The sequence below is a fragment of the Rhizorhabdus dicambivorans genome (genome assembly GCF_002355275.1).
GTDB classification, from domain to species: Bacteria; Pseudomonadota; Alphaproteobacteria; order Sphingomonadales; family Sphingomonadaceae; genus Rhizorhabdus; species Rhizorhabdus dicambivorans.
Genome location: NZ_CP023449.1, coordinates 1,444,161 through 1,464,013 on the forward strand (window position 1 = coordinate 1,444,161; position 19,853 = coordinate 1,464,013).

A 19,853-nucleotide genomic window follows, 5' to 3' on the forward strand; every position below is an offset into this window, starting at 1 on the left:
GCAGCCGGGAGACCGAGGCCAGGGTTGCGACTGGCTGAACGCCAGCAAGGAGGGGATTCAGCTTTGGAACTAAAGCCTCTCTCGCAAGATGTGGACGCTATCCGCGCCAGAAGCGAGGCGCCGTCACTGGATGTCGTTCAGGCGGGCAGCCTGCGTCGCATTCTCGAACTGTCCGAGCGGCTGCCGGACGATTGGTCGGGCATGCTCGGGCCAACGACACTCCAGGAAGATTTCGGCGCTCTACGCTTCCAGCTCGCTTATATGGCCTATGTGCTTGCATTGACTCATGCCCATCGGCTTCCGGCTGCGCCGGTCGTTTTCCAGAAACCCTTCGACAATTTTATCCAGAAGATTCTTTCGCCCGACGTTTGGACCTATTGGCACTATGTCAGTACCGGACGGGGACCATTCAATAAGTCGCTCGGAGAATTGCCGGCACAATGGAATCCGGTCGAAGTCGATAATATAATGTACAGTGCCTATGTGCAGTCCATGGCGCTGATGTATCACTATCTTTTCCGTGATCCAAAATATGCTCGACCCGGTGCGCTCAGCTTTTCGATAAAACCTTTGTTCTGGGGAGAGGGTGGGAAATTATTCTTATATGACGAAACATCTCTGAATGATCACATTTACTGGAATATGGTAGAGCGCGGTTATCTTGGTATCGCCTGTGAGCCGAATTGTATCTTCCAGGTCTGCAATCAGATTCCCATCATCGGCTTTCGGTTCCACGATCTCGTCTATGGTGGAAACCTGGCCCGCGAGGTGACCGATGGCTATCTGGCGGCCTGGTCCGAATTCGGCATCCTAAATGAAATGGGTCATTACAATATGATGATCCAGGAACGCGAGCGTACCCTGATCACGCCTGACCAGGCTCCCTGGGCCGACTTCTGGATGGCCGCGCTCATGCATGCCTGGAATCCTGATTTCGTCCGGGAGCATTATCCCAAACAGATGGCCGCATGGCGCATGGATGGTCCGGACGGTACCCTTACCATTCGCCCTGTCAGGTCGATCGCACCCAATCGCCCCGAATTGATTTCGGCACGCGATTTCGGTTGGGCGGCCGTCTGTGCCTCGGAAGTGGGCGATGAGGAAACCCTAGCCCGCATGCTCCGCTATGCGGACAGCATGCTTCAGCCGACATGGGAAAGGGGTAGCTATTATTACCCGCGGCAGGATGAGCCGGTGAACGCCAGCGGTATGCCGATAACGATGGACCCGCATACCGGCAACGTGCTGCTCGCCTATGCGCGCCTCAATGTCCCGGGCGGCCTGGCCAAGCTCTACGATGGCGTATGGAACGATGAGCATTTTGCCGAGCCGGCGGTGGTCGGAATGTCCTCTGGTATCGATGTACGTCAAGCTTGGTTCGATAATGCCACCGGTATGCTCAGCCTTGCCTTTGCTCCCCGAGATCAACGCGCTCTGGCTGCGGAATTCGAGATCGGCAGGTTCTGGGGACGGGGCACATGGACCATCCTTCTCGATGACGTGGCGGTCGCCTCCGGCGATCCCGGTACCGTGCTCTCCAGCACAGGCGGCATCGCGGTGCGGCGCGAAGACGAAAGGCTGGTGATCGCGCTTCCGCTGAACGGACTGACCTCGGTTCTCGTGGTGTGGGATCGATCAGATGCCAGGTAGCTGTCCGCGCCTCGCATCGACCTCGGAGATCGGGGGAGATTTCGCGCTGATCGACCATTACGGCAGGCCGGTTACCAAGGCGGACTATGCCGGACGCTATATGCTGTTGTTCTTCGGCTTCACCCATTGCCGCGTCGTTTGTCCGCGGGCATTGGGCAGGATCTCGGAAGCGCTCGATCTGCTGGGCACGTCGGCCTGTCTGATCCAGCCGCTATATGTGTCCGTTGATCCGGCGCGCGACACGCCTGCCGTCATGAAGGCTTTTCTCTGCGAGCGATTTCCCAGGTTTGTCGGCCTGACCGGCACCGAGGAAGCCACCACCGCGGCCAAGTCCGCCTTTCGGGTGTTCGCCCAGAGGCGAGACGATGCTGACGACGCCGACGGCTATGCCATGCCCCACACGGCCCTGACGTATCTCCTGGACCCGGACGGTGCATTCGTGACGCATTTTCCCGACACGATCGACGCCCCGGGTCTCGCGGCGCGCCTCCGCGATATCCTGGATATGAGCCGATGACGGAGATAGTTCTCGGCGCGCAACGGATAAGCTCACGCATGCCGTTGGCAGCGTCGGCCGCGATCGCGATGATCCTGCTCGACAGCAGCCGACTGTCGCCAACGATCCTGGCCGATATCTGCGGAGGGTCACGTTTTCCCAGCTCCGATCGCCTGCTGTTTCAGCTGATATTGCTGGCGCCCGGGCCAATGTCCTTGTTGGGGATGGCTGCGTTGACATTCCCATTGGCAGCCCGTCCGCTGTGGCAAGGAAGCCTCGCTTTCGCGGCCGCCATGATGTTGTCGCTACCGCTGACGATTCTTTGCTGCCGCGCGGCTACGGCAATCGCGGTGCCGGCCGCGCTCCATTCGTCTGCGATCGCTCATCTCTGCAGCGCCTTCCTGGGAGCCTGGCTCGTTCGGATCACATTCTCAGCACCAGTAGGGAAGTGCTAAATGGCCACGATGAATGCTGCGGTCGTGCGGGAAAAAGGTGGCGCGTTCGCTATCGAGAAAGTGGTTCTGGAAGAACCACGCGACAACGAGGTCCTGGTTCGTATCGCCGGCGTGGGTCTCTGCCACACCGATCTGGTGGTGCGCGATCAATTCTTTCCCACGCCGTTGCCGGCGATATTAGGGCATGAGGGCGCTGGTATAGTCGAGCGGGTCGGGCGGGGGGTCACCAAGGTGGCGCCGGGCGATCATGTTGTACTCAGCTATGCGAGCTGCGGTGCCTGCGCGAATTGTCAGCGTGGTCTCAAGGGCTATTGTCCTGATCTATATGCCTACAATTTCAGTGGTGCGCGCCCGGATGGATCGAGTTCCTGCCGAGATCACCGCGGTGATTGTCTCAGCAGCTTTTTCTTCGCTCAGTCGTCATTCGCGGATTATGCGCTGGCGACCGAGCAGAACGTAGTCAAGATACGATCGGACGTCCCGATCGAGCTGATGGGACCATTGGGCTGCGGTATTCAGACGGGCGCCGGCGCCGTGATCAATGCGCTGCGGCCCGGTGCTGGCACAAGCATCGCCATCTTCGGCGCAGGCTCGGTTGGACTCGCGGCGGTGATGGCGGCGAAGCTCGTGGGTTGCACGACAATCATTGCGGTAGACATCAACGCGAAGCGCTTGGCGCTGGCCGAGACGCTGGGGGCGACCATGGTGATCTCTCCAACCGACGCGGATTGCGTGGCCGCGATCAGGGAAGCGACTGCCGGCGAGGGCGTACAATTCTCATTGGAGTGTACCGGGATACCCGCCGTTGTCCGCCAAGCGGTCGATTGCCTGCGACTGACCGGAACCTGCGGCATATTGGGGGTCGCGCCTCTCGGCACCGAGGTCGCCCTTGATCTCAATGGATTGTTGTTCGGGCGAACCGTGCGGGGAATCATTGAGGGAGACAGCATTCCCGACATCTTCATCCCTCAGCTTGTGGACTTGTGGATGCAGGGCCGCTTCCCCTTCGATCGGTTGATACAGACCTTTTCCCTGGCAGATATCGAGAGTGCTGTCCGTGCATCGGAGCGCGGCGAGGTGCTCAAACCGGTTCTGCTTCCCTATCGCGCGAACTGAGGGCTTCAAGATGCAGCCCGTCATCGCCGGCCTGACCGATCACGCCGCTAAGCTGTTCGGCGACCGGATGGCTATCACGATGGAAGATGGCGTCCGTTTCAGCTTCTCCGAGATTGACCGCCTGGCCGGTCAGGTAGCGGCCGGGCTGATTGGTGCGGGCATCGATCCGGGGGATAGGGTGATCCTGCATCTTCCTAATTGCTGGGAATGGATCGCCGCCTATCACGGCATCGTGCGGGCGGGTGCGGTCGTCGTGCCGGTGAACATCATGCTGACGCTTGAAGAGCTGAATTACATTCTATCCGATTCGGGGGCGAGCGCAGTGGTTATGCCGACACAGCGTTGTGCTTCGGTCCTGGCAACAAGCCCAGCGGTTGTGGTGATTGGTGTCGGCGGCGAGGGTGGCTCGATCCGTTTCGAAGAACTGCTCGATAAGGGTGTTGCGTCACCGTCGCTTCGTTCCGGGGAGGAGCTGGCTGCGATAGCCTATACTTCGGGAACCAGCGGCCGCCCCAAAGGCGTCATGTTGAGCAATCGCAATATCTTCACGAGTCTCGCCTGGACCGCCGTGATCCACGATCGCGGCCCGGACGATGTCATTCTCTCGGCACTCCCTTTTTCCCATGTCTACGGCAATGCCGTGATGAATTCCATATTTCTGGCGGGCAGTCGTCTCGTGGCGCCTGCGCGATTCGACGCAGGCGAGACCCTGCGGATCATCGCCGCGGAGCAAGTCACTCTGCTCGAAGGCGTGCCAACGATGTTTTATCAGATTCTGCGGCATCCGGCGCTCGACGGCGCCGATCTCTCGAGCCTGACGCGCTGCACGGTGGGTGGCCAGACGATGGCGAAAGAGGTCATGGAAGAGGTCGCTCAGCGATTGGGCTGTCGCCTCCTGGAGCTTTGGGGAATGACGGAACTGGCGGGTCCGGCCGTCTCGCACCATCCCTGCTGGCCGGAGGTGCACGGGTCGATCGGTCGTCCCTTTCCAGGCGTCGAAATCAAGATTGCGGATCCGTGCGGTGCCGATCACGATGTGCCAAGCGATAGTCCCGGTGAGCTCATGATACGAGGGCCCCTGGTGATGAAAGGCTACTGGGGTAATCCCGCCGCGACCTCCGCTGCGATCGATGAGGATGGCTGGCTCGCGACGGGCGATATAGCTCGCCAGGATGAGAAGGGCCATTTTTACATCATCGATCGCAAGAACGACATGATCATCACTGCGGGTTACAACGTCTATCCTGGTGAGCTGGAACGCGTGATCGGCTCTCATCCACAGGTGGCGATGGTCGCGGTGGGTTCGCTTCTTGATCCCGAAAAAGGAGAGCTGGCCAAGGCTTATGTCGTCTTGCGCGGCGGCTCGTCGCTCGATGAAGCGGCGTTGATCGACCATTGCCGGAGATATCTCGCTCCCTACAAAGTGCCTCGCTCCGTCGCCTTCGTGCCGGACCTCCCAACCACCAGCACTGGCAAGATCATGCGTCGCGCGCTGCGCGATCTCGAACCGACTCTCGTAGCCTCAACCCCGCCTGCTCGATTGCCGGCTGGAATCGCTTGAAGGACAAATCATGACGATCGATTTCGATGCTGATTACGAAATGACGATCGACGGCTTGTCAGCCGAGAAGCGGCTGACATTCAGCGCGATCAATCCGGCCACCGAGGCGGTGATCGCCGAGGTTCCCGAAGCGACCGCCGAGCAACTCGACCGCGCCGTCGCCGCGGCTCGCCGCGCCTTCCCCGGCTGGAGCGCCACACCGATCGAGCGGCGCCAGGAACTCATAAGCCGGATCGGTGATTGCATTGAGGCTCATGCCGAGGAGTTCATGCGTCTGCTGACCCGCGAACAGGGCAAGGCGCGGGCAGGGGCGGAATGGGAGATCGGGGGTTCGATCATATGGTGCCGCGAGATCGCCAAACAGTCGCTTGCCGTTCATGTCGTGGAGAAGACCAGCGTCCGGTCGGTCGAGACGCGCCGTGTTCCCCTGGGTGTCGTCGGCGCGATTACGCCCTGGAATTTTCCGGTCCTGCTCGCGATCTGGAAGATCGCACCAGCGCTGGTAGCCGGTAACACCATGGTGCTGAAGCCCTCCCCCCACACGTCTCTCTGTACGCTGAAGCTGGGTGAGATCTGCCGCGACATCCTCCCTCCGGGTGTGCTGAATGTGGTGTCGGGCGGCAATGATCTCGGCGCTCAACTGACCACGCATCCGGATGTCAACAAGATCAGTTTTACGGGTTCGACGGCGACGGGCCGCAAGATCATGGCTGCGGCATCGAGCAACTTGAAACGCATAACGCTCGAACTAGGCGGAAATGATCCGGCGATCGTCCTCCCGGACGTGGATGTGAAGGAGACGGCGAAGGCGCTGTTCTGGGCGGCCTTCCAAAACAGCGCCCAGTTCTGCGTTGCCGCCAAGCGGCTGTATATCCATGAGGACATTTATGATGAGTTGGCAGGCGCGCTTGTCGATTATGCGGCGACGGTCAACGTCGGTGACGGGGCGCACCAGGGTGTCGATCTCGGGCCGATCCAGAACGGCATCCAGTTCGAGAAGCTCAAGGCGCTGCTCGCTGATTCCAAGGCAGCCGGCGACCGCTTCCTTACCGGTGGAGAAATAGTCGAAGGGCCCGGCTTCTTCGTTCCGATCAGCATTGTCGACAATCCTGCCGAAGACAGCCGCGTCGTCACGGAGGAGGCATTTGGCCCGATCCTTCCGCTTCTCAAATTCCGTGACATCGACGATGTCATCGCGCGCGCGAACGACACACAATATGGCCTTGCCGCGTCAGTCTGGTCGAAAGATCTGAAGCGGGCTCGTGCCATAGCGGAACGTCTTGAGGCGGGAACCGTGTGGATCAATGAGGTCCACAGTTTCTCTCCCCACGTCGCTTTCGGCGGGCACAAGCAATCCGGCATCGGCATTGAAAATGCCCTTGAGGGTCTGACCGAATATACGAACGCGCAGACGATCATAGCAACGCAACCCGAAGCGGTCTCGGCCTAGTCGTCGAGGCCGCGGTGCCGGTCGCGGTCGGCGCTATGCGGTGGCCATGCTTATAATCCGGTCGCAAACCGGTGCATCTAGCCTGGCCATTCCGGGCCCTTGTCAGCCAGGGTGTGTCTGCTCGACCAACAAGCGCAAATCCCGCTTCAATATCTTTCCGCTGGCGTTTCGCGGCATGCTGTCCACAAAAATGACGTGCTTAGGAGTCTTGAAGCTCGCCAGCCGCTTGCGACAATGAGCCCGCACATCGTCCTCGCTCAGAACGCAGCCTGTGCGCGGTACGATGACGGCGGTTACCGCCTCTATCCAGCGAGGGTCCGGAAGCCCGATCACCGCAGCTTCGGAGACACCGGGCAAGCCGTATAATATTTCCTCTACCTCACGCGATGAAACATTCTCCCCGCCTGTCTTGATCATGTCCTTCTTGCGATCGACGATGGTGATGTATCCTTCCGCGTCGATGGTCGCGAGATCGCCGCTATGGAACCACCCTCCAGCAAAAGCATCGGCAGTGCGTTCGGGGTCGTTCCAATAATGGTTCATCAACTGTGGCGAGCGATATACGACCTCACCGATCTCGCCCGGCATCATATCGTTCATCGCGTCGTCGACGACGCGGATCTGGACGTGCAACGCGGCGCGCCCCGCTGAGCCGATCTTGCGATGTTGATCTTCAGGCTGGAGAAGCGTTGCGATGCAAGCGATCTCGGTCTGGCCGTAGCAATTCCAAAGGCGCAGTTGTGGCTGCCGCGCACTCAGTTCGCGCAGTACCTCAACCGGCATGATGGACGCCCCATAATAGCCGTGAGTTAGGCTGCCTAGCGCCGTATCCGCGGGGTCATCTTGGCGAAGCAGGTCGATCCAGACAGTCGGTGGACAGAACAAGGAGGTCGCCCGATGCTCACGAATGGCCGCCAGCAATTGTGAGGGGGCTGGGCCGGGAAGGATGATGTTCGTCGCTCCCACAGCCAGCGCTGGTGCCATGAATCCGTCGAGCTGCGCGCAATGGAATATTGGCAGCGCGTTGATGACGATCGCTTCGCTGCGCCAGTCGCAGCCCGCGATTGCTCCCTGGATTTGCCACAATACCGCTTCGTGGGAGAGCACTGCCCCCTTAGGATTGGCCTCCGTCCCGCTCGTGTAAAGGATTTGCAGCGGAGTGCGGCCATCGACAATGGGTAAGACTATCGCGTGGTCATGCTCCTGTGCGGTCAGTTCGCTGAGCGGAGGGAGGTCCGGCTCTTCATCCTGTGCATCCGGCAGACCTCGCACTGATCGAATCCCGGCCAGCGCGGCCGCGGCGGTCGCAACGTCACTGCATGCAGTATCGCAGAACAGCAAAGATACATCGCTGTTGTTCAGGATGAACGCCATATCCTTTGCAGTGAGCATGAAATTGATCGGTACGAGTATCGCGCCGGTACGGGCGACGGCAAAACGCAGGGCGACGAACCAGCGGCTGTTGCGTGCCATTACCGCCACCCGGTCACCTCGTGCGATCCCCAGCGCGATCAGGCTGAGGGAGATGCGGTCGGACAGCCTATCCAGCTCGGCGTAGGTCCAATCGCCCCCGCCGCACCGGAGCGCGATCTTTTCAGGGAAGCGCGCGACGGTCCGCCGCAACATCGCCCCCAAAGACTGTTCGCGGGTTGCCCCGCCCACGAGCGAGCATGTGTCTGCAGTGCTGGTCAAGCTTCCCTCCAACTACGCTGCCTCGCGACGCGGAAGCAGCATTCCTATAATTCATGTTGACGGACTAATTAATTACACATAACTGTCCCATTGGACAAAATAAATAAGAAAGGCGACCTTGTGATCGAGGAGAGGGAGAGCGCGTTCGGCCAGAACAAAGCGCATGGTTTGTCGAGCGCTTCGCTGCATGAGGCGGCGGGCCGAACCGGCGCTTTGCCCAGTGCGATCAAGCCGATCGAGCGTGGCATGACGGTTCATGGACCGGCGCTACCGGTGCGCTGCCCGCCAGGCGACAACCTCTGGATTCACCGAGCCATGGCCCAGGCGCAGCGCGGCGACGTGCTGGTGGTTGACTGTGGCCCGGGCACGGAGTTCGGCTATTGGGGGGAGATCATGGCCACCTCGGCCAAGGCGCTCGGCATAGGCGGACTTGTCATCACGGGCGGCGTCAGAGATTTGGTCGCTTTGATAGATATCGGCCTCCCCACCTTCAGCGCCAACATATGCATCCAGGGGACCGTCAAGGATCCTTTGGGGGACGGTGCGGTCGGCGAGGTTATCCGCATTGGTTCGGTTACGGTGCGGCGCGGTGATCTTGTCGTCGGCGATGCGGATGGCGTGCTGGTGCTCACGCCCGAGGCAGCTTCGCGTGCCATCCCTATCGCGCGCGATCGCGATGCGCGGGAACTCACCATCCTTGATCGGGTCCGCGCCGGCGCGCGGACCCTAGACGTCTACGATCTCTAGCCTGCCGGAGAATCTTCATGATTATCGATGTTCACTCACATCTCTGGGCGCCACCGGAGCTCAATTCCAACGGCATGAATCTGTTGGGCAGCGATGGCAGCTATTCGGGGATGGAGCCGCGCATTCCCGACGAGCGCTTCGTCGAGCACCTGCAAGTGTTGTTCAAGGCGCTCGATCTCGTCGGGACCGATTTCCAGATGGTGTCGCCGCGTCCCTTCACCATGCTCCATTCGCGCGGCGCGCGGCTCGTAGACGTGTGGACGCGCTGGACCAATAATGCCGTCGCGCAACAGGTTCGCCTCGCGCCCGATCGGTTCATCGGTATGGCGGGCCTTCCACAGGTTCCCGGCGAACCGATCGAGCGGGTGTTCCCCGAGATGGACCGTTGCATCCGTGAACTCGGTTTCAATTCGGTCCTGATCAATCCTGATCCGTCGGAGGGTCTAGGTGGCGTACCTGCCATGGGCGATCCCTACTGGTATCCGCTGTACGAGCGTATGTGCGAGTATGACGTGCCCGCGTTGATCCACGCCGCCTCCTGCTGCAACGGCCGCGAAACCTATGCCAATCATTTCATCACCGAGCATTCGATCGCCCTGCTGTCAATGATCAAGGCAGGAGTGATGCAGCGTTATCCCAAGCTGAAGATCGTCGTCGCCCATGGCGGCGGCTCGGTCCCCTACCAGGTCGGCCGCTGGCGGGCGGAGCGGGGGTCTTTTCCCGATCTGGGCAAAGGCAGCGTCGAAGGCCGCATGAACCAGCAGGAGGGCACGTTCGACGACGCGTTGCGCTGCTTCCACTTCGACACCTGCCTGCATTCGCCGCTGTCGGTCGAATTGCTGATCAAGGTCGTCGGCACCGACGCGGTCTGCTTCGGCACCGAGCGGCTCGGCAGCGGATCCCAGATCAACGATGCAACGGGCCGCTCGTTCGATGACATGAAGCCCGATATCGAAGCGATGGACTTCCTCTCGAAGGATGATCGCTACAAGATCTTCGAAGGCAATGCGCGCCGTCTCTTTACCGGCCTGCCGGACTGATGGCGAACATCGTCCTCGGCATCGGCGCCGCGCACAGTCCACTTCTCACCATCGACTGGGAAGAGTGGCAGCGCCGCGCCGAGGCGGATTATGAAAATCCGGAGCTCAACATGTCGGATGGCCGCTGCCTGAGCTATGCGCAGCTCGCGAGCGAAAATGGCGAGCCCTATGCGGCATTGGCGACATCCGAGCAGTTCGAGCAATCCGCATTCCGCTCGCAGGCCAATCTCGACCGGCTGGCCGATGCGCTCGAGGCGGCCGATCCGGATGTCGTGCTGGTCATCGGGGATGATCAGGGCGAACTGTTCTCGCTCGCCAACATGCCGGCCATGTCGATCTATTATGGCGACGAGATCCTGACCAACGATGTCTGGGGCAGGCCGGACAAGCCCGCCTGGATGAGCGCAATGGCGAAGGGTTATGCGATGGATCGCGTCCATCATTTTCCCGCGGCGCCCGCCCTGGCCGGGAAGGTCATCGCGGGGCTGATCGAGCGCCATGTCGATGTCAGTGCGGCGGCCCTCGTCGATGATCCAGTCGAGGCCGGTTTCGGGCACGCATTCGGCTTCATCGCAGAGCGGCTGATGCGCGGGCGAGCCGTTCCGATCCTGCCGGTTCTTCTCAACACCTATTTCCCGCCCAACGTCATGCGGCCCTGCCGGGCCTATCATGTCGGCCAGATGCTGCGCGAAGCGATCGAGCAGGCGGATGACGACTTGCGGGTCGCTGTGGTGGCGTCGGGCGGCCTCAGCCATTTCGTCGTCGACGAGGCACTGGACCGACTGGTCCTCGCGGGGCTTCGGCCGGGCCAGGAGGAATTGCTGTGCACCATCCCACCGGAGGCACTGCGGTCCGGTTCTTCGGAAATCCTCAACTGGATCATGACCGCCGGTGCCGTTGGTCATCTCCCATTGTCCTGGGCCGATTACGAACCCGTCCGCCGTACCCCCGCCGGTACGGGCGTAGGCCTGGCCTTTGCCTGCTGGGGCGCCGTTTCAAAGGAGAGATAATGTCCCGTACAAGCATTCGCGTCGATGGTTTCGATCACGGCGCCCAACCCATTCCCGTGGCCAGCCGCAAGGGTTCTCTCATCGCGACTGGCGGCATATACGGCCTCGATCCCGAGACCGGCACCCTGCCTGATGATGTCGCCGCGCAGACCCGGCTCATGTTTTGGCAACTTGAGCGAGTGCTGTCCGCCGCCGGCGCCGGGTTTGATGACGTGGTACGCATGACGGTTTACGCCAAGGTTCCCGAAGCGCGCGCTCATGTGAACGAACATTGGCTCAAGGCCTTTCCCGATCCCGCGTCACGGCCGGCGAGGCATACGCTGGCCTATGATGGCCTCCCGGCCAATATGCTCGTTCAATGCGATGTGATCGCGATGGTGGATGGTCATGACTGAGCAGGAGATAGCGGCGCGGCTCGCGGCCTATGACAGTTGTACGATCTCCGATGCGCTCGATCAGCTCGGTTTGCCCGGAGCCGTGATCGGCTTGCAGCCCATGACTATGCCCGGCCAGCGCATCGCCGGGCGCGCGATGACTGTAAAGCTGGGGCCGCCGCGCGATGGCCTGCCGAAGCGTCACCTAGGTGCTGGTGCGATCATGGCCGCTGCGGTAGGCGATGTGATCGTGGTTGAGCATGGTCGCAGCGACGTATCCGGATGGGGTGGCCTGCTCAGCCGCGGCGCGGTGCGCAAGGGCATCGCGGCGGTGATTGTCGACGGGGGATGTCGCGACGTCGACGAGAGCCGCGACCTGGGCCTGCCGGTCTTTGCGCGCGCTGCCGTGCCGATCACCGCGCGGGGGCGTATCGCCGAACATGACTTTGCCTGTGCGGTCACCATCGGTGGTGTGACCGTGCAGCCCGGCGACTTTTTGGTCGCCGATGGGAGCGGGGTGGTCTTCGTAGCGATGGGCGATGTCGAACAGGTGCTGGCAGCCGCATCTCGGATTGCCGCGCGCGAAGCGCTGATGGCCCGCGATATCGATGCGGGCGAGCCGATCGGCGACGTCATGGGTGCCGACTATGAAGACATGCTCAAGATGGAGACATCACGATGACGCGCACCGATCTGGCTGAACAGCTGCTCGCGCTGGGAGTAACCGCGCTGTCTGATGCGCTCGACCGGCTCGGTATCGACGGTCAGGCCTGTGGGATTATGCCGGTCGTCCGAACCATGCGTTTTGCAGGACCGGCCTTCACTATCCGCATGGTTCCGGTCGGCCTCAGTGGTGGCGTGGTGGGGGATTATATTGACGAGGTCGAGCCCGGCGCCGTGGTGGTGATTGATAATCAGGGTATCATGAACCAGACAGTGTGGGGCGACATCCTGACCCTGGTTGCGCACACCAAGGGTGTGGCCGGTACGGTAATCGATGGCGTCTGCCGGGACAGCGACCGGTGCGTGGAACTCGATTATCCGGTTTTTGCTCGCGGCAACACGATGCGCACCGGCAAGGATCGCACTACAGCCGACGCCTATGGCGTGCCGGTCCAGATTGCCGGGATTCGTATCAACGCTGGTGACTGGTTGGTCGGCGACGCCGACGGTGTCGTTGCCATACCGTTCGACCGAATTGCGGAGGTGGTGTCGGTTGCGCAGGACATCGAGGCTGCCGAAGATCGCATTCGTCAAGCCGTGCTCGGTGGAATGCGGCTTGACGATGCGCGCCGGCAGGCCGGCTATCACGCCCTTCAGACCCGACGTGAGTAATAGAAGGCGGCGGCCATGTTGCGCTGGCGGCCGATCAGCATGGCTGATAGAGGACGTTTATGTCGACCGACGCGATCGAAAGCGAAGCTCCTAAAAAGACCCGCCGGCCCCAGCAGCGTGCCGAAGATACGCGGGAGCGCATCCTTGGCGCAGCCATTCACCAGTTCGCGTCAGGTGGCTTTGACGGCGTGACAACCCGCGCGGTTGCAGAGGCGGCGGGGGTTCGACACGCGCTCGTCACATATCATTTCCAGGGGAAGGACGGATTGTGGCGCGCGGCCCTCGATCGCACCGTTCGCAGTTTCGTCGAGCGGCAACGCGTTCGCTGCGAAGGGCTTCGCGGTGTGGACGATGCTCAGAAGCTGCGAATATTGCTTGAGGAGTTCATCCGGTATTCGGCGGATAACACCGATCTCCACCGCCTGATGACCTATGCTGCTAAAGGCGTGAGTCCGCAATTGGAGGAAATGGTAAGCGGCTATTTGCATGATTATTTCATCATGATCGCCGACCTGATTCTCAAGGCTCAGAAGGCCGGCGCTTTCGTACCCGGCGATCCGAATCATCTCCATTATCTCTTCATTGGTGCCACGACCCGCATCTTCATGCAGTCTTCCGAGGTTGAACGGATCATTGGTTGCTCGCCGCTGTCGGAGGCGTTTGTCGACCAGCATGTCCAACAATGTTTGGCGCTATTCTTCCGACATCCGGGAGAAATTGTAGCCGCGAAAGGCACAGGGCGAGCGGGGAAAACCAAGCGGCCCTGAACCAATTCGTTGCGTGGCAAGTGCCATCACTCGGCATTGAATATTGACCACCCTCACGATGCGACGCGTGCTAACGCCGTGAGATATCCAGCCGCATAACATCCGCTTCGTCGAAGGGCCGGGTGAAAACGGGCCCGCATATCTGGAGCGAGGCGCTGGGCGAACCATACCCCGTGAACAGGTGCGGTGCGCGAATGTCGCGCGCAGCGACCGCTTCGCGTCAGCGAGACATCAGCGACAAAAAAACAATCCAATCGGACAATTTTACGTTGCAATATGGGATGTCGTGGATAATATAGTCGCAAATCAAGCAGAGGGGAGGGTTATGATGAAAGCATCTATCGTACGTCTGATTGTGACGACCGCGCTTGCGACGGCGCTGCCCGGGCAGCTTTTCGCGCAGAGCGGGAATGGGCCGGCAGACTCGGCCGAGGTAAGTGCGGATGGTGTCCAGGACATTGTCGTCACCGCGCAGCGTCGAGGGGAGTCGCTTCAGAAGGTTCCGATCGCCGTTGCGGCCATCAGTGGTGACAGTCTGGTTCGCAGCGGCATTTCCGATGTGGGCTCGCTGCCAGCAGTCGCCCCCGGGTTGATCATGACCATGTCGCGAGCTTCGGTAACGCCATATCTGCGAGGTGTTGGAACGCAGAGCGGCGATATCGGTGGTTCCGGCGCCGTGGCGATCTATGTCGACGGCGTGAACTATGCCGCGCCGGCTGCGGGCCTTTTCGCGCTGAACAACGTCGAGCGGATCGAGGTCATCAAGGGGCCGCAAGGAACCTTGTTCGGGCGGAATGCGACGGGCGGCCTCATCCACATCATCACCCGTGACCCTTCGTTCACTCCGGTGCTCGAGGCGAATCTCGGTTATGGGAATTACAAGACCGTCACGGGCTCGGCCTATGCATCGACCGGCCTGACCGACAAGCTGGCGGTCGATCTCAGTGTCTATGGCAGCCACCAGGGTGACGGCTTCGGAACCAATCTCGTCACGGGCGAGGATGCCTATTTCCGCCGTGAGATCGCCTTGCGCAGCAAGCTATTGTGGAAGCCGGCCGACGGCACCAAGCTCACGCTTGCCGGTGATTACAGCAACAACCACAATGATGCCGGTCAGGTTAAGACGATCGCTCCGGGGACGCGGGCGATCGGTGGCGTTCCCCAGCGCGGCTCGATCTACGACACCCAGATCAACCTGCCGACGAAGGTCCGCGCGCCGCAATGGGGCGTGAGCCTGAAGATCGAACAGGATCTGGGTGCCATGGCCCTGACGAGCCTGAGCGCGTTCCGCTACGTGAAGAGCCGGGCCAATTTCGATCAGGACGTTACGCCCGCTCCGGTCATCGATGCCGTCTTCGCGGAGGCGACGGACACGTTCCAGCAGGAAATCACGCTCGGAGGCAGCCTCGACTGGCTCGATTATACGGGTGGCGTGTTCTACATGAACTCTTCCGCCAAGAGCCTTCCTATCCAGATCCGCAGCGCCGCTCTTGGCGCGCAGCGTCTGGACCGTTTCGTGAACCAGGGGCTGTCATCCTATGCCGTGTTCGCCCAGGGTACGGCGAAGATCACGCCTTCGACGCGGCTGACCATGGGCGCGCGCTACACGATCGACAAGATCACTGTTGCGGGGCGGGATGTCGCCGCCGGCGGCAATACGGCGGTCACCCCCGGTACCAACATCCGCTCAGCCAATCAGGATGACAGCTACAAGGTTCCGACCTGGCGCGTTGCCATCGATCAGGATCTGGCGGACGGTATCATGGTCTATGGCAGCTATAGCCGGGGCTATAAATCGGCCCAATATGCGTCGCAGAGCTTTACGGCCCCACCGGTCCGGCCCGAGAAGATGGATGCCTTCGAAGTGGGCTTGAAGTCGAGCCTGTTCGATCGGCAGCTTCAGCTCAATCTGTCGGCCTTCCACTATAATTATCGTGATATCCAGCTCATCATCGTGCAAGTTGGAACGCCAGTCATCATCAACGCGGCCGGCGCGAAGATCAAAGGGCTGGATTTCGAATCGACCTGGGTTCCGCGTTTCGCCAACAACCATTTCACGCTTCGAGCGGCCGCGTCCTTTCTGGACGGGCACTATACGAGCTTTCAGAATGCGCCCTTCTATTCGCCCAATCCGGCGGGTGGCCTGATCGTAACGCGGGGCGATGCCACCGGGTTCGACACGATCAGATCACCGAAATTCTCCGCGAACGTCACCGCCGACTATAAAATTCCGTCGTCGATCGGTGAGTTCGCGGTGGGGGCGACCTATTTCCACAGCTCGCGCTTCAATTTCGATCCGGATGGGCACTCGGTACAACGCGCCTACGATCTGCTGACGGCGCAACTGACCTACACAGAGCCGAGCGAAAGATGGTGGCTGCGTGCGTGGGGCAAGAACCTGACGAAAACCAAATATTATGTGTCATGGACCTCGCAATCGTTGGGCGATTCGATCGTGCCTGGAGCGCCACGGACCTATGGTGTGACGATCGGTTACAAGATGTGAGCAAGACGTGCGGCTCGCCGGTACCGGTGAGCCGCACATCCGGTGTGGCCGACTGTAGCGTGCCAAAACCGAGGAGATCGGATGCCTGCCAAGATCGTATATTGGGCGGCTTACGGGCTTGCCAAGAGCCAGATCATCGAAGCATTTGAAGGGCTCGAAGGAATCGATTTACACATCTGCTCGAGTCTCGACGAAGTGTTGCCGGCTATGGATGGCGCGCGCGGGCTGATCGTCTACGACGCGCCTGAGGATGTCGCCGGCCAGGTGATCGCGAAACTCAACGAGCCGGGCAATATTGTTGAAAAGCTCCATTTCGTCAGCGCTGGCCGTGACGGTTTCGAGCGAGCCGGTCTGCCGCGGCATGTCGAGGTGAGCGGCCCAGGATCGGCCACGGGCCCGGCTGTGGCCGAGCACGCCTTGGCCCTGACACTCGCTTCGCTGCGCGCGATACCGCAGGCGCAGTCGCAGGCGCGTGCGGAGATCTGGAGCCGGCATGGTGTCGTGCCGCATATGGCGTCGCTGGAGGACCGCACCGTCGCGGTCATCGGCTATGGCGCGATCGGCAAGGCGGTCAGCCGGCTCCTGCGCGCTTTCGGTGCTTCGGTTACCGCCGTGACACGGAGCCCGCCTGCGCCCGGCGAAGGCGGCGACCTGAATGTCGTGTCCCTGGAAGCCATTCGGGACGTGGTCGCGGGGAGCGATATCGTCGTCGTGACGATCGCCCTTGCACCGGAGACGATCGGGATGTTCGACGCAGAATTGCTCGGTGCGATCAAGCCGGGCAGCTACTTCGTGAACGTCGCCCGGGGCGAGTTGGTCGATATGGAGGCGCTCGAAGCGCTGCTGAGGTCGGGCCGGCTCGCGGGGGCGGCGCTCGACGTCGTCTGGCCGGAGCCTTTGCCCGAAGGCCATTCGCTTTGGACCGCGCCGAACCTGATCATCACGCCTCATGTCGCCGCAGCGGGAAGTCTCGCCGGTGCTCGACGGCTCGCTGCCGCTGCCCGACGGCATATTCTGCCGCTCGCGACGCAAGAGACCGGCCGATCATGACAGCCTGTCGTTCCGCCCGCCCTGTGAAGAGAATGTTCGAGGCCGAGCGATGCGCATCGTAAAGGTCGAGGACTTTCACGTCGACGGCGGGTGGCGCACGTTCAGCTTCCTCAAGGTAACGACCGACACCGGCGTTACGGGCTGGTCCGAATTCTGTCAGACCGGTTGGGCCCCCGGCCTGACCGGTGTCATCCGGACCATCGGACAACAGTGCGTGGGTGAGGATCCGCGCGCCTTTCGGGTCTTGATCGCCAAGCTGTCGGCGATCACCCGGATGGTGGCGGGCGGCACCATGCAGCAGGCTCTTGGCGCGATCGAAAATGCCTGCGTGGAAATCTGCGCCAAATCGCTAGGCATTCCGGTCTATGCCCTGTTCGGCGGCAAATTCAGAGATCATATCCCTTTATACTGGTCGCATTTTGGAACTGTCCGCGCCGCCGCTCCAGATCATTTCGCCAATTTCGAGGGCTCGCGCGCGCTACGCACGCTGGACGATCTCACCGCGTTTGCCGCCGATGCCGCCGCAAAAGGGTGGACCGCTCTGAAGACCAACGCGCTGATCTTCAGCCCCGACGGTGAACCGCACTGGTGGTCGACAGGGCTTTCGGCCAGATCGCTCATATGGGGCGGCCATTGCGATCAGCGGACTATCGATGCGATCGCCCGGCAGATGGAGGCACTTCGCGCCGGTTTCGGTCCGGGAGGCGACATCATGCTGGATCTGAGTTTCGGAATGGCGCCCGAATCTTTGATCAGGCTCGACGAGGCCGTGGAATCGAGCCGGCTGGGCTGGCTCGAAATGGACATGCACGAACCCGATGTGCTTGCCGATGTGCGCCGGAAAATCTCGACGCCGGTGGCGTCGCTCGAGGCGGTGTACGGTCAGCGGGCTTTTCGACCATTTTTCGAGCGCTTCTCGGTCGATGTCGCCATCGTCGATATCCTGTGGAACGGCATTGCCGAATCTCTTCGCATCGCGGCCATGGCGGAGACGTTCCAGGTGAACGTCGCGCCGCATAATTTCTATGGTCCGCTCGCCAACATGATCAGCGCCCATTTCTCGGCTGCGGTGCCGAATTTCCGGATCATGGAGTTCGAGCAGGACGATGTTCCCTGGAAGAATGAACTCATCGTCGAAGACGTCGTGGTGGACGCAGGCACCCTCATCCTACCGGACCGGCCCGGCTGGGGCGTGACGGTCAACGAAGACGCCCTCGCGCGATATCGAAAGGAAATGCCATGAGCGCGGTTTCCGCCGCACCGACGATGGCCGTCGAAGCGCTGGTAGATGGGCAGCGGGTGGGGGCATCGCTCTATCGCCTCATCGCCATCTGCGGCGCGCTGATGGCGTGCGATGCCTATGATCTCAGCGCGCTGGCCTATGTGGCGCCGACGCTCATGAAATTGTGGGCGATCCCCCCGATCGTGATGGGGCTGGTCATCGCCGCCGCCATGTTGGGAATGCTCGCGGGCTCGCTCGTCCTTGGCGAAATGGGGGACAAGTTTGGCAGACGGCGGGTCATCATCGGTGCGGTCTTCTGCTTCGCGGGTTTCACGCTGCTGGCCGGTTTCACCTCGTCGCCGCTGCAATTGGCGCTCGTCCGCTTCGGCGCGGCCATTGGCCTTGGCGGTGTAACGCCGAACGTTATCGCCCTGGCCAGCGAGATGATCCCTTCGCGGCTGCGTGCCACGTCGATCGGCATCATATTCTCCTGCTTCCTTCTCGGCGGGATCGCCGCCGCCATGGTCGCGGCAGGCATCGTCCCTCGCTATGGATGGCAGGCGATCTTCTGGGTTGGCGGCGCGCTATCGCTGCTGTGTGCAGCCGGCGTCTGCGTCATCATACCCGAATCCCTGGCATTTCTGGTGGGCAAACCCGCACCTTCATCGGTCGTACGGCAAGCCGCACTCGCATTGCGGCCCGATCTTGACCTCGGTGAAGGGGTGACCCTGGTTCTCGATCATCGCAAGGCCGAGAAGCTGGGCGTAAGATCGCTGTTTGGCGCGCGCCTGCGCTGGCCGACGATATGGGTCTGGGCCTTGTATATAACATGCGCCCTGTCGGTTTTCTTCATCGGAAATTGGCTGCCGACCATGGTGGTGCGCCAAGGCTTTGACGGCAGCGTCGCCTCCTATGCGATGGCCGCGATGTTCGCCGGTGGTGCGATCGGCAGCGTCATCGGCGGGTTCATCACGGATCGCGTCGGGTTTTTGGCGATTGCCGTTCTGGCGGTTCTTGCGGCCTTGGCCATCACCGTGCTGGGATTGGCCCGGACTTCGCAGGATATCGTGATCGTCAGCCTTTTAGCGGGTGCCGCCATGCTGGGATCGCAGTCGAGTCTCCACGGTATCGTGGGCTCGGTTTATCCCGCGGAGATACGAGCGACCGGTGTTGGCTGGGCAAATGGAATTTCCAAGACGGGCGCAATCGCCGCGCCCGTTATTGGCGGTAGTCTGATGCCGCGCCTGACTCCGGTAGAGATCTTCGCCGTGGCCGGGTCGCCCATGCTGTTGACGGCCATAAGTGCGTTGGGCCTGCTAATGCTATTGCGCGTCCAAAAACGTCTTCCGCCTAGCCGATAAACGAGTCCGAGTTTCGCGCCC

General features: G+C 61.2%; 18 protein-coding genes. 17 read left to right on the forward strand and 1 reads right to left on the reverse strand.

Annotated features, from left to right (window positions below; all coding sequences use genetic code 11):
• Window positions 1–24: 24 nt before the first annotated feature.
• The 6 genes from CMV14_RS06905 to CMV14_RS06930 are packed head-to-tail and all read left to right on the forward strand — an operon-like array spanning window position 25 to window position 6,728.
• Entirely contained in the window at window positions 25–1,650 is a 1,626-nt protein-coding gene (locus CMV14_RS06905) for a linalool dehydratase/isomerase domain-containing protein (RefSeq protein WP_139114685.1), read from the forward strand.
• Window positions 1,640–2,167, forward strand: a complete 528-nt coding sequence (locus CMV14_RS06910) for an SCO family protein (protein ID WP_066960683.1) — start codon at window positions 1,640–1,642, stop codon at window positions 2,165–2,167. Before CMV14_RS06905 ends, CMV14_RS06910 begins: the two co-directional genes overlap by 11 nt.
• Window positions 2,164–2,601 (forward strand): hypothetical protein, encoded by a 438-nt coding sequence (locus CMV14_RS06915; RefSeq protein ID WP_066960680.1) that lies wholly within the window; start codon window positions 2,164–2,166, stop codon window positions 2,599–2,601. Before CMV14_RS06910 ends, CMV14_RS06915 begins: the two co-directional genes overlap by 4 nt.
• Window positions 2,602–3,717: an NAD(P)-dependent alcohol dehydrogenase gene (locus CMV14_RS06920; protein ID WP_066960676.1), complete on the forward strand. Its 1,116-nt coding sequence runs from the start codon at window positions 2,602–2,604 to the stop codon at window positions 3,715–3,717.
• Window positions 3,718–3,727: 10 nt separating this feature from the next.
• Complete coding sequence (locus CMV14_RS06925; RefSeq protein WP_066960673.1) at window positions 3,728–5,278, forward strand: class I adenylate-forming enzyme family protein; 1,551 nt, start codon at window positions 3,728–3,730, stop codon at window positions 5,276–5,278.
• Between the two features lie 10 nt (window positions 5,279–5,288).
• The gene (locus CMV14_RS06930; RefSeq protein ID WP_176489014.1) at window positions 5,289–6,728 is read left to right on the forward strand and encodes an aldehyde dehydrogenase family protein; all 1,440 of its coding nucleotides are present in this window, start codon (window positions 5,289–5,291) and stop codon (window positions 6,726–6,728) included.
• 102 nt (window positions 6,729–6,830) lie between these two features.
• Here CMV14_RS06930 and CMV14_RS06935 read toward each other — a convergent pair whose 3' ends face one another.
• Window positions 6,831–8,420, reverse strand: a complete 1,590-nt coding sequence (locus CMV14_RS06935; protein WP_238147214.1) for a fatty acyl-CoA synthetase — start codon at window positions 8,418–8,420, stop codon at window positions 6,831–6,833.
• Between the two features lie 120 nt (window positions 8,421–8,540).
• Here CMV14_RS06935 and CMV14_RS06940 point away from each other — a divergent pair, with 120 nt between their 5' ends.
• The 11 genes from CMV14_RS06940 (at window position 8,541) to CMV14_RS06990 (ending at window position 19,832) form a co-directional block, all read left to right on the forward strand.
• Window positions 8,541–9,167: an RraA family protein gene (locus CMV14_RS06940; protein ID WP_066961035.1), complete on the forward strand. Its 627-nt coding sequence runs from the start codon at window positions 8,541–8,543 to the stop codon at window positions 9,165–9,167.
• A gap of 83 nt (window positions 9,168–9,250) precedes the next feature.
• Window positions 9,251–10,207, forward strand: a complete 957-nt coding sequence (locus tag CMV14_RS06945; RefSeq protein WP_238147215.1) for an amidohydrolase family protein — start codon at window positions 9,251–9,253, stop codon at window positions 10,205–10,207.
• Window positions 10,207–11,217, forward strand: coding sequence for a DODA-type extradiol aromatic ring-opening family dioxygenase (locus CMV14_RS06950; protein WP_066960664.1), 1,011 nt, complete (start codon window positions 10,207–10,209; stop codon window positions 11,215–11,217). The genes CMV14_RS06945 and CMV14_RS06950 overlap by 1 nt, the downstream gene beginning before the upstream one ends.
• On the forward strand, window positions 11,217–11,612 hold the full coding sequence (locus tag CMV14_RS06955; RefSeq protein ID WP_066960661.1) for a RidA family protein: 396 nt from the start codon (window positions 11,217–11,219) through the stop codon (window positions 11,610–11,612). Before CMV14_RS06950 ends, CMV14_RS06955 begins: the two co-directional genes overlap by 1 nt.
• Window positions 11,605–12,273, forward strand: coding sequence for an RraA family protein (locus CMV14_RS06960; RefSeq protein ID WP_083215740.1), 669 nt, complete (start codon window positions 11,605–11,607; stop codon window positions 12,271–12,273). The genes CMV14_RS06955 and CMV14_RS06960 overlap by 8 nt, the downstream gene beginning before the upstream one ends.
• Window positions 12,270–12,926 carry an RraA family protein gene (locus CMV14_RS06965; RefSeq protein ID WP_066960654.1) on the forward strand — a complete coding sequence of 219 codons (657 nt, stop codon included), beginning with the start codon at window positions 12,270–12,272 and terminating at the stop codon, window positions 12,924–12,926. The genes CMV14_RS06960 and CMV14_RS06965 overlap by 4 nt, the downstream gene beginning before the upstream one ends.
• Window positions 12,927–12,985: 59 nt before the next feature.
• Entirely contained in the window at window positions 12,986–13,693 is a 708-nt protein-coding gene (locus tag CMV14_RS27385; protein WP_066960652.1) for a TetR/AcrR family transcriptional regulator, read from the forward strand.
• Between the two features lie 328 nt (window positions 13,694–14,021).
• Entirely contained in the window at window positions 14,022–16,199 is a 2,178-nt protein-coding gene (locus CMV14_RS06975) for a TonB-dependent receptor (RefSeq protein ID WP_176489013.1), read from the forward strand.
• A gap of 81 nt (window positions 16,200–16,280) precedes the next feature.
• Window positions 16,281–17,249: an NAD(P)-dependent oxidoreductase gene (locus CMV14_RS06980; RefSeq protein ID WP_066960647.1), complete on the forward strand. Its 969-nt coding sequence runs from the start codon at window positions 16,281–16,283 to the stop codon at window positions 17,247–17,249.
• Window positions 17,149–18,492, forward strand: a complete 1,344-nt coding sequence (locus CMV14_RS06985) for a mandelate racemase/muconate lactonizing enzyme family protein (protein ID WP_083215720.1) — start codon at window positions 17,149–17,151, stop codon at window positions 18,490–18,492. Before CMV14_RS06980 ends, CMV14_RS06985 begins: the two co-directional genes overlap by 101 nt.
• On the forward strand, window positions 18,489–19,832 hold the full coding sequence (locus CMV14_RS06990) for an MFS transporter (RefSeq protein WP_066960640.1): 1,344 nt from the start codon (window positions 18,489–18,491) through the stop codon (window positions 19,830–19,832). Before CMV14_RS06985 ends, CMV14_RS06990 begins: the two co-directional genes overlap by 4 nt.
• Window positions 19,833–19,853 lie beyond the last annotated feature (21 nt).

What these genes read in the sequence shown, in the direction of transcription:
- CMV14_RS06930 (WP_176489014.1), top strand. Translation starts at nt 5,289, where the DNA reads ATGACGATCGATTTCGATGCTGATTACGAAATGACGATCGACGGCTTG.
- CMV14_RS06925 (WP_066960673.1), top strand. Translation starts at nt 3,728, where the DNA reads ATGCAGCCCGTCATCGCCGGCCTGACCGATCACGCCGCTAAGCTGTTC.
- CMV14_RS06975 (WP_176489013.1), top strand. Translation starts at nt 14,022, where the DNA reads ATGAAAGCATCTATCGTACGTCTGATTGTGACGACCGCGCTTGCGACG.
- CMV14_RS06985 (WP_083215720.1), top strand. Translation starts at nt 17,149, where the DNA reads ATGTCGCCGCAGCGGGAAGTCTCGCCGGTGCTCGACGGCTCGCTGCCG.
- CMV14_RS06920 (WP_066960676.1), top strand. Translation starts at nt 2,602, where the DNA reads ATGGCCACGATGAATGCTGCGGTCGTGCGGGAAAAAGGTGGCGCGTTC.
- CMV14_RS06990 (WP_066960640.1), top strand. Translation starts at nt 18,489, where the DNA reads ATGAGCGCGGTTTCCGCCGCACCGACGATGGCCGTCGAAGCGCTGGTA.
- CMV14_RS06955 (WP_066960661.1), top strand. Translation starts at nt 11,217, where the DNA reads ATGTCCCGTACAAGCATTCGCGTCGATGGTTTCGATCACGGCGCCCAA.
- CMV14_RS06910 (WP_066960683.1), top strand. Translation starts at nt 1,640, where the DNA reads ATGCCAGGTAGCTGTCCGCGCCTCGCATCGACCTCGGAGATCGGGGGA.
- CMV14_RS06950 (WP_066960664.1), top strand. Translation starts at nt 10,207, where the DNA reads ATGGCGAACATCGTCCTCGGCATCGGCGCCGCGCACAGTCCACTTCTC.
- CMV14_RS06980 (WP_066960647.1), top strand. Translation starts at nt 16,281, where the DNA reads ATGCCTGCCAAGATCGTATATTGGGCGGCTTACGGGCTTGCCAAGAGC.
- CMV14_RS06965 (WP_066960654.1), top strand. Translation starts at nt 12,270, where the DNA reads ATGACGCGCACCGATCTGGCTGAACAGCTGCTCGCGCTGGGAGTAACC.
- CMV14_RS27385 (WP_066960652.1), top strand. Translation starts at nt 12,986, where the DNA reads ATGTCGACCGACGCGATCGAAAGCGAAGCTCCTAAAAAGACCCGCCGG.
- CMV14_RS06960 (WP_083215740.1), top strand. Translation starts at nt 11,605, where the DNA reads ATGACTGAGCAGGAGATAGCGGCGCGGCTCGCGGCCTATGACAGTTGT.
- CMV14_RS06915 (WP_066960680.1), top strand. Translation starts at nt 2,164, where the DNA reads ATGACGGAGATAGTTCTCGGCGCGCAACGGATAAGCTCACGCATGCCG.